Source organism: Pseudomonas sp. StFLB209, assembly GCF_000829415.1.
In the GTDB taxonomy this organism is placed as follows: Bacteria; Pseudomonadota; Gammaproteobacteria; order Pseudomonadales; family Pseudomonadaceae; genus Aquipseudomonas.
In genome coordinates this window covers 2,516,861-2,530,221 of sequence record NZ_AP014637.1, presented here as the reverse complement: position 1 = coordinate 2,530,221, position 13,361 = coordinate 2,516,861, and the positions used below count along the sequence as shown (strand labels likewise).

Sequence of the window (13,361 nt, the reverse complement as noted above, 5' to 3'; positions counted from 1 at the left end):
GCGCTGCAGTCTACACCACTCAACGCACGCACAACGCAGCAAGGCTCGTCTGACGGGGCAACTGACCGGCCTGTTCGACGCCCATCGGCGCACCCAGCAACGGGCCTTGCACCAATTGGCAGCCGTTTTCGCTCAGCCAGTGCAGTTGCGCCTGGGTCGTGACACCGTCGGCCATGACCAGAATGCCAAGGTTGCGCGCCAGCTCGATGATGCTGTGTGCCATTGCCGCGTCTCGCGGTGAGTCCAGCAAGGTAGCGATAAAGTGCCGGTCGAGCTTGAGGGTGTCGAGTTCCAGATTGCGCAGGTGCAACAGCGAACAGTCGCCCACCCCAAAATCGTCCAGGGCCACGCGCACGCCAATATCATGTAACTGGCCCAATTGCTTGCGGCTGTGGGCGAGGTTATGCAGCAGCGAGCGCTCGCAGATTTCCACTTCGATCTGCCCGGCATTGATCCCGTGGCGCTGCATCGCCGCCTGCAGCTGCGCCGCCAGGTTGGGCAGACAGAACTGCGCGGGGCCGATGCTGACACTCACCACCAGATCAGCGTCGAACAGCGGGCCCCAGGCGCGGCGCTGCTCGGCACTCTGATCGAACATCCAGTCACCGAGACGGTTGATCAGCCGGGTTTCCTCCAGCAATGGCATGAACAGATCCCGTGGCACGTCGCCAACCACCGGATGCTGCCAGTGCAGAATGGATTCAAACCCTCGTAAACGACCGTCCGCGACATGCACCTGCGGCTGATAAAGCACCGAGAACTGCCGGTCTTCGATAGCGTTACGCACACTTTCTTCAAGCATGAGCCGCGACCGGGCACGGCCATTCATGTTCTGGTCGTAGAAACGGTATTGCTGGCGCCCGGCACGCTTGGCTTCATACATGGCGGTATCGGCCACCCGCAGCAACTCATCAAGGTTACTGCCACAGGCCGGATGGGTCGCGATACCGATGCTCACCCCCAGCGTGGCGTCGATACCATCGACATGCCGACGAACCGATACCCGTTCGATGAGTTTTTCCGCGACCTTGGCTGCCTGTTCGGGGTGTTCCAGACCTTCTATTACTACAGCGAATTCGTCACCACCAATGCGCGCCAGCACATCGTAAGGACGCATGCACTCACGCAGCTGCCCGGCCACCCAAAGCAATACCTGATCGCCGGCCTGATGGCCGAGCGAGTCGTTGATACGCTTGAACCCATCAAGATCCAGGTACAACACGGCCAGGCAACGATGCGTCCGTTCGTTACGCTGCAACATGTTCTCCACAGCCTTGTAAAGGCCGCGGCGGTTGAGCAACCCGGTCAGCGCATCAGTGACCGCCTGTTGCTCCAGTTGCCGGTACAGGTCGCGCTCTACCGACATGTCGAGAACGCTCAGCACCATGCCGGCCTGCTCGGAGGGCAGCGGCGCACACGAGAACGTCACCGGCAGATGGCCGCCAGTGCGCGTCAGCAGGGTTGCATCGTGCACCCGCCAGGTTTCGTTGCGGCGGTAGTAGGTATGAAAACCCGACTCCAGCCAATGCCCGGACTGCGGCTCGCAGACATGGTCGAGCAATGAAGAGCCACTAAGTTGCTGCTCGCTGGCATCGAGCAAACGGCAGATTGCCGGATTGACGAAGCGAATCACCCCGGCTTCGTCAACCACCACAATGCCTTCGGCCACGTTGGACAGCACCGACTCGTTGAATGCCCGGGCGGCGTCCAGTTCATGGGTCAGCTTTTGCAATGCGCGACGATTGCGCTGCTGCTCCAGCAGCGCCTGAACCTTGGGCTTGAGGACATTGGGGTCAAACGGCTTGAACAGATAATCAGTGGCGCCGCTGGCATAGCCCTTGTGTACGGCTTCCTGGGATTGCTCGTTGGCGGTCAGGAAAATGATCGGGGTCAGACGGGTTCGCTGGCTGCCACGCATCAGCCGCGCGACCTCGAAGCCGTCCATGCCGGGCATCTGCACATCCAGCAGCACCAGATCAACTTCGCGCTCAAGCAAAACATTCAATGCTTCGAACCCTGAACTGGCGGTCACGATGCACCAGTCAGCGCGCTGCAGCACCGCGCGCATCGTCACGAGGTTTTCAGGATAGTCATCGACGACCAATAAGACCGAAGCGCTATCATTGGAATTATCTTGAGCGCGTTCCATGCAACTTCTCTTTTCGAATCTCTTGGTCCCAATACCCGACGCCAGCTGGCAGTCGGCAAAGTGACTTCACTGTAGACCGGTCTCGGCAAAAGGGTAAGCAAGCAAGCGGATTGCCATTACAAAAGTCATTTCCAGCCGACTAACGGTATATCCGCCCAAGCCCTCTAGACTCGTGCTTCACAGACCCGTTGCCAGCAGATTGATTCCATTTTTCATTCCAATTAGCGATTAACAACCAAGGTATATATCCGTATAAAAACGCTGCGCGTCTCCTGAGTAATTTTTTCCGGGAGATAACAACAACTTGCGGAATAACCCGGATGATCGATCTCGGTTCATGGAACCTCAGCATACCGGTGGGTTCGCCCCCCAAAACTGTCGAAACCTCAGAACTCAAACGCGGTTACGACGGTAAATACTTCGAGTCCCACAGCGAACATATCTTCTTCTGGTCGCCAGTGACCGGCACCAAGACCGCCAATGCCAAGTTCCCGCGCAGTGAACTGCGTGAAACCTGGTCCGATGGCACCCCGCACAACTGGCTATTCCCTCAGGCGGACAACTATCTGCGCGCGACCCTGACCGTCAATCAGGTTCCTTCCAGCGGCAAGATCGTGATCGGCCAGATCCACGCCAAGGACAGCACCCGACCGATGCTCAAGGTCGAATACCAGTACAAGGAACGGCTGCAGACCGGTGCGATCGTCGCCAAGGTGCGTCAGCGCTTCGACGACAAAACCGCGCGGGTGATCCGCGTAGCCGAAGGCGTCGAACTCAATGAACGCTTCAAGTACATCATCCACCTCAGCCGTGGCGGTGAACTGAGCGTCAGCGCTCGGGACATGAACTGGAAAACTGACATCGGGGCCAGTTGGCGCGACAAGCCGCTGTACTTCAAGGCCGGTGTCTATACCCAGGACAACACCGGCTACACCTCAGAAGGCGGCAAGGCGACCTTTTACAAACTGGATATCGACCATAACAAATGAAAACGGCCCGCATCTGCGGGCCGTTTCATTGACCATCAGGGCGCGACAAGCCCCGCCGTTCAGGGCGGGGAAGGATAGCGCGGACGGCGTAGCCGTCCCTGGTTGCAATGGGGTGTCTGCTGCTGTTCGATGGACGCACCGCCACAGGATGATGCGAAGTAACATGGCGACACAGATGCCCTTCTACAGCGGTATTTCGTTACAAAGACCCAGTGGGCATGCACCTTGAAAACACCGTGCCGTCCGCGCCTAATGTCGCCTTCATTGCTCATGGCTCAAGAGCAGCATGCAACGACTTCAAGCCTTCAAGCACGAACTCATGCCAGACGGCCGGCAGGAGCGGCAAATGCGCCGCTTTGCGGGCTCCTGCCGCTTCGTCTTCAACAAGGCGCTGGCGTTGCAGAAGGAGCGCCACGAGCAAGGCGAGAAGAAGCTCGGCTATGCGGGCCTGTGCAAGTTGCTGACCGAGTGGCGCAATAGCCCGCAAACCGCATGGCTGGCCGATGCGCCTGTTCACCCATTGCAACAGAGCCTCAAGGATCTGGAGCGGGCCTACACCAACTTCTTCGCCAAGCGAGCCGACTTTCCCCGGTTCAAGAAGAAGGGGCAGCGCGACAGTTTCCGCTATCCCGACCCGAAACAGATCAAGCTCGACCAGCCCAACAGCCGCCTGTTCTTGCCAAAGCTGGGCTGGCTGCGTTACCGCAACAGCCGCAAGACGCTGGGTACTGTGAAGAACATCACCGTGAGTCAGTCGTGTGGCAAGTGGTTCGTGAGCATCCAGACCGAACGCGAGATCGATGAGCAGCCCACGGCGCAGGGTGCGGCAGTCGGCATCGACATGGGCATTGCCCGGTTCGCCACGCTTTCGGATGGCTCGTTCTACGCACCACTGAACAGCTTCAAACGCCATGAAACCGCGCTGTGCAAAGCGCAGCAGGCGATGAGCCGCAAGGTCAGATTCAGCCGCAACTGGAAGAAGGCGAAAGCCCGCGTCCAGCGCATTCACTCGCGCATCGGCAATACCCGCCGCGACTACCTGCACAAGTGCTCCACCACGATCAGCCAAAACCACGCGATGGTGTGTATCGAGGACTTGCAGGTACGCAATATGTCCAGGTCGGCGGCAGGTACGGCCGAGGCGCCGGGAAGAAACGTTCGGGCCAAGTCTGGCCTGAACAGGGCCATTCTCGATCAGGGCTGGTTCGAGTTCCGCCGCCAACTGGACTACAAGCTGGCGTGGCGCGGCGGCTGGCTGATTGCCGTACCGCCGCGAGATACCAGCCGCACGTGCCCTTGTTGCGGCCATGTGTCGGCGGCTAACCGCCAGACGCAGGCGCTGTTCAGGTGTGTGGGATGTGGTTTCGAAGGCAACGCCGATGTGGTCGGCGCGATCAATGTACTAAGGGCGGGACACGCCCGGTTAGCCTGTGAAGTGAGCGCAGAGGTCATGGCGCCAGCAGCAGGAACCCACCGAAGCGACTCGGGGGCGGCTCGATGCCGCGCCTGAGCGCCGTAGGAATCTCCGGCCTTCAGGCCGGGGAGGATGTCAATGACGCAAGGTTTAGCGAACAGCCTCTTTATAGGCCTTGTCGGCCGCTTCGAAGCGCTCGCGCATGGCCGCCGAAGGTTTCTCGCCGAGCAGGCTGAACAGCACAATGGCGATGCTCGCAAAGATGAAGCCCGGCACAATTTCGTACAGGCCAAAGGTGGTGAACTGCTTCCACAGCACCACCGTGACGGCACCGACCACTACCCCTGCCAGCGCCCCGTTACGGGTCATGCCTTTCCACAACAGCGAAAACAGTACCACCGGGCCGAACGCGGCACCGAACCCGGCCCAGGCGTAGCTGACCAGACCCAATACCCGGTTGTTCGGGTCGGCTGCCAGCATGATGGCGATCACTGCCACCAGCAGCACCATCGCACGTCCCACCCAGACCAGTTCACGCTGACTCGCGCCCTTGCGCAGGTAGGCTTTGTAGAAGTCTTCAGTCAGTGCGCTGGAACACACCAGCAACTGGCAACTCAGGGTACTCATGACCGCCGCCAGAATGGCCGACAGCAGCACACCGGCCACCCACGGGTTGAACAGCAGCTTGGAGGACTCGATAAAGATCCGCTCCGGGTTCTCGGTCACGGGACCGGCCACATCCGGGTTGGCCGCAAAGTAAGCGATACCGAAGAAGCCCACCGCCACTGCGCCGCCCAGGCACAGGATCATCCAGGCCATGGAAATACGCCGGGCATTGACAATCGACTTGGCTGAATCGGCAGCCATGAAACGCGCCAGGATGTGTGGCTGGCCGAAATAACCCAGCCCCCAGGCCAGCAGCGAAACCACGCCGATGAATGTGGTGCCCTTGAGCATGTCGAAGCTGCCCGAAATCTGCGCTTCGATGGCCAGGAACGCCGGATCGACGCCGCCGGTGGCCAGTACCACGAAGATCGGCGTAAGGATCAGGGCGAAGATCATCAGCGAAGCCTGCACGGTGTCAGTCCAGCTCACCGCCAGGAAGCCACCGACGAAGGTGTAGGCGATGGTCGCGGCAGCGCCGGCCCACAGGGCTGTCTCATAGGACATGCCGAAGGTGCTTTCGAACAGCCGTGCACCGGCGACGATGCCAGAAGCACAGTAGATGGTGAAGAAGATCAGGATCACGATGGCCGAGATGATCCGCAGCACGCCACTACGGTCTTCGAAACGGCTGGTGAAGTAATCCGGCAGGGTCAGGGCATCACCGTTGAACTCGGTCTGCACCCGCAGACGGCCGGCGACGAACAGCCAGTTCAGGTAGGCACCGGCGATCAGGCCGATGGCAATCCAGCTTTCCGACAGACCCGACATGTAGATGGCGCCGGGCAAGCCCATCAGCAACCAGCCGCTCATGTCCGAAGCGCCGGCCGACAACGCCGTGACCACGCTGCCCAGGCTGCGTCCGCCAAGGATGTAGTCGGAAAGGTTATTGGTGGACCGATAGGCCCAGAAGCCGATCAGGACCATTGCTGCGATGTAGATCACGAATGTGATCAGAGTGGGGTTGGTAAGACTCATATGTTCTGCCTTGGCGTTGTTGTTATACAGCGTCTGGCCCAAGGCTGGGCGATTGACCCCGGAAGGTCAGACTCAGCACCTGGCACCCGACACATCGCTGACGCGAGCCCGCAAGAAAGCGCTACGGTTGCACCGCAAGACCGGCATCCTAGACAACATACGCAAAACGGTGCAACCGATTTACCAACAAAGTTGCACCCTGATGGGCGCCCGTTTGCAAAATACGCTGCGCACCAAGACAGGGCGACTTGCCGTCGGCAACACCGCGAGGGCTCTGCCATCAGGCTTTGAACTCGCGCCTGAAGCACCAACAAGAGACGGTAAATGAAAGCCTGGAAATTTTCGGTTGCACCTGGTTGCACCTTGGCGCACTCACAGCTAATCTGCGGCAAAAACCGGACGCCATTGCCCTGATGGCGCTTACGAGGATAAGACATGGCCACCACCACCTTGGGCGTCAAGCTCGACGACCAGACCCGCGACCGTCTGAAAACCGCTGCGCAGACCATTGATCGCACCCCGCATTGGGTGATCAAGCAGGCGATTTTCAATTACCTCGAAAAGCTCGAGAGTGGCGCAACCCTGTCGGAACTCAATGGCCAGGACAAAGACGGTGACGAGCGCGTCGATGCGCCAGCCGACACTGGCTACCAGCCGTTCCTCGAATTTGCCGAAAGCATCCTGCCGCAGTCGGTGCTGCGCGCCGCCATCACCTCGGCGTACCGCCGCCCTGAACAGGAAGTGGTGCCGATGCTGCTGGAGCAGGCCCGCCTGCCCGCGCCGCTGGCCGACGCCACGCACAAACTGGCGGCCGGGATTGCCGACAAACTGCGCCACCAGAAGAGCGCCGGCGGCCGGGCCGGGATTGTCCAGGGCTTGCTACAGGAGTTTTCCCTGTCGTCCCAGGAAGGCGTGGCACTGATGTGCCTGGCCGAAGCCCTGCTGCGCATTCCGGACAAAGGCACCCGTGACGCGCTGATCCGCGACAAGATCAGCACCGGTAACTGGCAACCACATCTGGGCAACAGCCCCTCGCTGTTCGTCAACGCGGCCACCTGGGGTCTGCTGCTGACCGGCAAACTCGTTTCGACCCACAACGAAACCGGCCTCACCTCCTCCCTGAGCCGGATCATCGGAAAGAGCGGCGAGCCGATGATCCGCAAGGGTGTCGACATGGCCATGCGCCTGATGGGCGAACAGTTCGTCACCGGCGAGACCATCGGCGAAGCCTTGGCCAACGCCAGCAAGTTCGAGAGCAAGGGCTTCCGCTATTCCTACGACATGCTCGGCGAAGCCGCGCTGACCGAGCACGACGCGCAGAAATACCTGGCCTCCTACGAGCAGGCGATCCATTCGATCGGTAAAGCCTCCCATGGCCGTGGCATCTACGAAGGTCCGGGCATCTCGATCAAGCTCTCGGCCCTGCACCCGCGTTACAGCCGCGCCCAGTACGAGCGCGTTATGGAAGAGCTGTACCCACGCCTGCTGGCGCTGACCCTGCTGGCCAAGCAATACGACATCGGCCTGAACATCGATGCCGAGGAAGCCGACCGCCTGGAGCTGTCGCTGGACCTGCTTGAGCGCCTGTGCTTCGAGCCGCAACTGGCTGGCTGGAACGGCATCGGCTTCGTGATCCAGGCCTATCAGAAGCGCTGCCCGTATGTGATCGACTACGTGATCGACTTGGCGCGCCGCAGCCGCCACCGCCTGATGATCCGCCTGGTCAAAGGTGCCTACTGGGACAGCGAGATCAAACGCGCCCAGCTCGATGGCCTGGAAGGCTACCCGGTGTACACCCGCAAGGTGTACACCGACGTTTCTTACATTGCCTGCGCACGCAAACTGCTGGCCGCCCCGGAAGTCATCTATCCACAGTTCGCCACCCACAACGCTCATACCCTGGCAGCGATCTACCATATTGCCGGGCAGAACTATTACCCCGGCCAGTACGAATTCCAGTGCCTGCATGGCATGGGTGAGCCGCTCTACGAGCAAGTGGTGGGCAAGGTTGCCGATGGCAAGCTGAACCGTCCATGCCGGGTGTACGCCCCGGTTGGCACCCACGAAACCCTGCTGGCCTATCTGGTTCGTCGCCTGTTGGAAAACGGCGCCAATACCTCATTCGTCAACCGCATCGCCGACCAGTCGATTTCGATCCAGGAACTGGTCGCCGACCCGGTCAGCAGCATCGAACGCATGGCCACCCAGGAAGGCCAGTGCGGCCTGCCGCACCCGCGCATCCCTCTGCCGCGTGAGTTGTATGGCCTTGAGCGGGCCAACTCCAGCGGGATCGACATGGCCAACGAACACCGTCTGGCGTCGTTGTCCTGCGCCCTGCTGGCCAGCGCCAACCATGCCTGGAAAGCTGCGCCGCTGTTGGGCTGCACGTCCAGCGCAGAGCCTGCGCAAGCGGTGCTCAACCCGGCCGACCACCGCGATGTAGTGGGCCAGGTGCAAGAAGCCACCGTGGCTGACGTCAACAACGCCATCCAGTGTGCCATGAGCGCAGGTCCCATCTGGCAGGCCACCCCGCCCGCCGAGCGCGCAGCCATTCTGGAGCGCGCCGCCGACCTGATGGAAAGCGAAATCCAGCCACTGATGGGCTTGCTGGTCCGTGAAGCGGGCAAGACCTACCTCAACGCCATCGCCGAAGTGCGCGAGGCAGTGGATTTTCTGCGTTACTACGCGGTGCAGGCGCGCAGCGAGTTCAACAACGACGCCCACCGTCCGCTGGGCCCGGTGGTGTGCATCAGCCCATGGAACTTCCCGCTGGCGATCTTCAGCGGTCAGGTCGCGGCAGCGCTGGCCGCCGGTAACCCGGTACTGGCCAAGCCTGCCGAACAGACCCCGCTGGTCGCGGCCCAGGCCGTGCGCATCCTGCTTGAAGCCGGCATTCCTGAAGGGGTGCTGCAACTGCTGCCGGGCCGTGGCGAAACCGTCGGTGCCGGGCTGGTCGGTGATGAGCGGGTCAAAGGGGTGATGTTCACCGGCTCCACGGAAGTGGCGCGCCTGCTGCAGCGCAACGTCGCCGGGCGCCTGGACAGCCAGGGCCGGCCGATTCCGCTGATCGCCGAGACTGGCGGCCAGAACGCCATGATCGTCGACTCGTCAGCGCTTACCGAGCAAGTGGTCATCGACGTGGTCTCGTCGGCCTTCGACAGCGCCGGTCAGCGCTGCTCGGCGCTGCGGGTGCTGTGCCTGCAGGAAGACTCCGCCGACCGCGTGATCGAGATGCTCAAGGGCGCCATGGCCGAAAGCCGGCTGGGCAACCCCGAGCGCCTGAACGTCGACATCGGTCCGGTGATCGACGCCGAAGCCAAGGCCGGTATCGAGAAGCACATCCAGGCCATGCGCGACAAAGGCCGCAGTGTGTACCAGATGGCGCTGGCCGATACCCCGCAGATCAAGCGCGGCACCTTCGTGATGCCGACCCTGATCGAACTGGAAAGCTTCGATGAACTGCAACGCGAGATCTTCGGTCCGGTGCTGCACGTGGTGCGCTATGCCCGCAAAGACCTGGATGCATTGATCGGGCAGATCAACGCATCGGGCTACGGCCTGACCCTGGGTGTGCATACCCGTATCGACGAGACCATTGCCAAGGTCATCGACAAGGCTCACGCCGGTAACCTGTACGTCAACCGCAACATCGTCGGCGCGGTGGTCGGTGTCCAGCCGTTCGGTGGCGAGGGGCTGTCGGGGACCGGCCCGAAAGCAGGTGGCCCGCTGTACCTGTACCGCCTGCTGAGCACTCGTCCACAGGATGCGATCGCCAATTCCTTCACCGCAACCGATGCCCGTGTAGCACCGGACACCCGCCTGCGCGAAGCGCTGCTCAAACCGCTGGAAGCCTTCAAGGCCTGGGCGGCCAGCCAGCAACGCAGCGAACTGGTCAGCCTGTGCGAGCAGTTCGCGACCCAGTCGCAGAGCGGTGTGAGCCGCCTGCTGGCCGGGCCGACCGGCGAGCGCAACAGCTACACCATCCTGCCACGAGACCAGGTACTGTGCCTGGCCGAAGACGAAGGCGACCTGCTTGCGCAGATCGCCGCCGTTCTGGCTGTGGGCAGCAAAGCCGTGCTGATCGATGGCGAACCGGCACGTTCGGTGCGCAACCGCTTGCCACGCGAAGTGCAGGCACGCCTGCAACTGGTGGCAGACTGGAACAGTGAGCAGGTGGTGTTCGATGCCGTGCTGCACCATGGCGACAGCGATCAGTTGCGCGCCCTCTGCAAGCAGGTCGCGCAACGCGGCGGCGCTATCGTCGGCGTACAGGGCCTGCCCTATGGCGAAACCGGCATTGCCCTGGAGCGTCTGGTGATCGAGCGAGCCCTGAGCGTCAACACCGCGGCGGCAGGCGGTAACGCCAGCCTGATGACCATCGGCTGACAGCACGATTGCGGAAAAAAGAGAGCTTCGGCTCTCTTTTTCATGCCTGGATCAAACGCTAGACACCGGGTGCTTCAGCAGCCGGTGTCGGGGTAGCAGGCAGGCTCAGGTCAACTGGCAGCGGGAAGAAGCGCTCGACCAGCCGCTGACCATCGGCCCCGAGCCTGCTGGCGTACTGCTCGCGGGTAAAGGGCAGCCCCGTGCGCATCTCATACAGCGTGCGCCCCGCCGCAGGCGCCGGGACCTCCTTGAGCTGAACCCGAACGAACCGGTATTGGGAGCCGGCGACCTCATGAATGCCCTGAACCTGAAAATAATGCCCCGGGGTAAATAGCGATTCGGCCTCCTCGTCCTCGATCGAAAAAGGCGCAATGGGCGTTGCCCCCAGATGCTGACCGGCCGGTAGTTCGAAAACGATCGAGGTGTCATCAAAGGTGACCTGGCCGCTGAAGTCATACGACGGAGCCCCCGCCTGGCTGCTGGCGAAGGAGCGCGTCACGTAAGGGTTTTCGCTGAACGAGGTGAAATCGGTATTGACCAGCACGTCGCCGGCCTTGATATGCCCATTGCGAAAAGTCATCCCCGATGTACCCCGCACACCACTGCCACCGCGATACAGGTTGACGCGGTTATCCAGCCCGATCAGGTTCAGGTCTTCCAGCAGTTCTTCGATCATCTCCACCTGATTGGTGATACCCGCCACGCCAGTGCGCAGATAGTCGTTGATCGCATGCTCGTTCTCCGTGTAACGCGTCACCCGGCCGCCGACATAACGCCCTGTAGCACTGCGAAATACCCGGTATTCGTTGTTCCAGGCATCGACCAGTACCTCATCGCCCTCAGTATCACGCTCGATTTCATCGCCAGGCTGCAGCTCACGAATATCGATGGCGGCTTTCTGTCGATCCAAGGCCAGCATGGACAGGGTTTCTTCCTCATCCAGATTGAACTGCATGTAAAGGTCCCAGAACTGCGATTGCACGGTCGAGAGTTCGGGGGTGCTTGCCTGGCTGGTCGAAGGCGCACTTGGGTTGATCGGCTCCATGCCACCGCTCAGGCGCAATCCTGGCAGGCGTTGCCACTGCCCTTGTTCATTGAGGCGCACAGGCGTGACGTCGTAGAAGGCGAATGGATTGTCAGGTTCGATGACTATCCAGGTGTTGAGCCTTGAGCTGAACCGCACCCGCTGCGGCACCTCATCAAGCAAGATCCAGGTTTCACCCGAGGCCATACGCTCGACACCTTGCATCGGTACAGTGCCTGACAGCAGCCGCTCATGGCTCAAGGGCCTCAGGGCAATCCATTCAATACCTGAATCTGTGACTGCTGGGGTATCCGCCGCACTCACCCGGATGCCAGCCGCCGCATCCACCAACAAGGGCATGTTGAACAGAACAAAGATCGAGTTCAGCACCGCGCCCACCAGCCCGGCCTGGCGCTGCCGGGCATTTTTGCCATGCAAGGCCTGATCGACATTCAACCCGACATTGGCCACCCCCGCGCCGACCATCACCAGTGCCAACGGCCAGCCGGCAATGGCCAGCGGCCCGATGATCCGGGTGAAGGCACTCAGGTAGCCGATCCAGATCTGCTTGCGCAGGTCGGCATTGGAGGTCAGGGCACGCGCCACTTCCTGCATCTCCTCCTCGGCGCGGGCGCGCAAGTGCGCGAAGACATCACCGGTAAGCGGTCGGTCATTGCGATTGAAAAGCCCGGCAACCACAGGGTCGATAAGATTGAGGTCAGCCATGAACGGGCGATCGCGAAGCTGATCCAGCACGCCGCTCAATGACGCCTGCAACTCCCGGGTGGCCTGCGGCGCGAACACAAACAGCGCCTCGAACCGCTGGCGGCGGTGTTCATCGCGCAATTGGTGGCGCACCCACTCATGTAACTGCCGCTCAGCCTCGAAAACGTGAAACACCCGTTTCAACCCTGGGGTATACAGAATCTGCCGGCCACCGGCATCGACCATCCGGATGATCAAGCTCGACTCGTGCCCGCCAATATCAAAACTGCGGATACTCAGGCCCTGCCGGGCCACTTGCTGAGGAGCGGCGACCGTGTTGTCGCCGTGGCCGAGCAGCAGCACCAGCCGTTGCAGATCAGCCACGGGCAATCCGCTCTTGCTCGCCGCCAGGCCTGCGGCGGCGAGCAAGCGGGCTTTGGCCAGTTCAGTAAAGGTTGCTCCATGGACGCGCCAGAACTGATTGACGCGCTGCTGGAACAGCCCGGCAAAATCCAGCGCCCAGAACTTTTGCAGTACCTGGCGCGCCAGCATGGGGACTTCATTGCGCTCATCGTACAGGCCGTGCTGTGGCCCGTCGGTGTAGAAGCCACTGTACAGGTCCAGCTCATCGCTGGCGCTCTGGTCATGGGCATTGAAGCGATGCATGACCAGCTCGACCAGGGTCATCGACTCAACAGGCGCGCCGGCATGTTCCCAGCCGGTATAGCTGCGCGAGCTACTGGCCGCGCCGTCAAAACGATGCCACCAGACCTTGTCCGGGTTCAGCTTTTTGCCTGAGAGTTCATGAATCAGGCTACGGGCGCTCGCCCAGGCCATCGCGTGCACGTCGGGGAAGTCGGAAATGAACTGCAGCGCCTTTTCGCGCAGCAGCACTTCTTGCGAGATGTACCGGTGCTGATCCACACCGGCCGAGAAATCATGGGTTGAATGTGACATGGCAATGTTCCTGTTATGCAAAGCCATGCACGTAAGCAAACCGGGAATCCTTCAGGGCGTTAATTATTTACCAAGCTGGCGCGAAAAGCCCCTTCC

The 13,361-nt window shown here is 61.2% G+C and carries 6 protein-coding genes; 3 read left to right on the top strand and 3 right to left on the bottom strand.

Annotated features, from left to right (window positions below; all coding sequences use genetic code 11):
* Positions 1–19: 19 nt before the first annotated feature.
* Positions 20–2,149, bottom strand: coding sequence for a putative bifunctional diguanylate cyclase/phosphodiesterase (locus tag PSCI_RS11535; protein ID WP_045486652.1), 2,130 nt, complete (start codon positions 2,147–2,149; stop codon positions 20–22).
* Between the two features lie 320 nt (positions 2,150–2,469).
* Between PSCI_RS11535 and PSCI_RS11530 the strand changes: the two genes are divergently transcribed.
* Both PSCI_RS11530 and PSCI_RS11525 read left to right on the top strand, forming a co-directional pair.
* Positions 2,470–3,138, top strand: a complete 669-nt coding sequence (locus tag PSCI_RS11530) for a polysaccharide lyase family 7 protein (RefSeq protein ID WP_045486650.1) — start codon at positions 2,470–2,472, stop codon at positions 3,136–3,138.
* 286 nt (positions 3,139–3,424) lie between these two features.
* Positions 3,425–4,648 carry an RNA-guided endonuclease InsQ/TnpB family protein gene (locus tag PSCI_RS11525; protein ID WP_045486648.1) on the top strand — a complete coding sequence of 408 codons (1,224 nt, stop codon included), beginning with the start codon at positions 3,425–3,427 and terminating at the stop codon, positions 4,646–4,648.
* Positions 4,649–4,702: 54 nt separating this feature from the next.
* On the opposite strand, the gene putP is transcribed toward PSCI_RS11525, so the two are convergent.
* Entirely contained in the window at positions 4,703–6,193 is a 1,491-nt protein-coding gene (gene putP, locus PSCI_RS11520) for a sodium/proline symporter PutP (protein WP_045494147.1), read from the bottom strand.
* A 435-nt stretch (positions 6,194–6,628) separates the two neighbouring features.
* Here putP and putA point away from each other — a divergent pair, with 435 nt between their 5' ends.
* Positions 6,629–10,579 carry a trifunctional transcriptional regulator/proline dehydrogenase/L-glutamate gamma-semialdehyde dehydrogenase gene (gene putA / locus PSCI_RS11515; RefSeq protein ID WP_045486647.1) on the top strand — a complete coding sequence of 1,317 codons (3,951 nt, stop codon included), beginning with the start codon at positions 6,629–6,631 and terminating at the stop codon, positions 10,577–10,579.
* Between the two features lie 58 nt (positions 10,580–10,637).
* On the opposite strand, the gene PSCI_RS11510 is transcribed toward putA, so the two are convergent.
* Positions 10,638–13,265, bottom strand: coding sequence for a dermonecrotic toxin domain-containing protein (locus PSCI_RS11510; protein ID WP_045486644.1), 2,628 nt, complete (start codon positions 13,263–13,265; stop codon positions 10,638–10,640).
* Positions 13,266–13,361: the final 96 nt, after the last annotated feature.

Coding starts and splice junctions, on each gene's coding strand:
- PSCI_RS11535 (WP_045486652.1), bottom strand. CDS start 2,149: ATGGAACGCGCTCAAGATAATTCCAATGATAGCGCTTCGGTCTTATTG.
- PSCI_RS11530 (WP_045486650.1), top strand. CDS start 2,470: ATGATCGATCTCGGTTCATGGAACCTCAGCATACCGGTGGGTTCGCCC.
- PSCI_RS11525 (WP_045486648.1), top strand. CDS start 3,425: ATGCAACGACTTCAAGCCTTCAAGCACGAACTCATGCCAGACGGCCGG.
- putP (WP_045494147.1), bottom strand. CDS start 6,193: ATGAGTCTTACCAACCCCACTCTGATCACATTCGTGATCTACATCGCA.
- putA (WP_045486647.1), top strand. CDS start 6,629: ATGGCCACCACCACCTTGGGCGTCAAGCTCGACGACCAGACCCGCGAC.
- PSCI_RS11510 (WP_045486644.1), bottom strand. CDS start 13,265: ATGTCACATTCAACCCATGATTTCTCGGCCGGTGTGGATCAGCACCGG.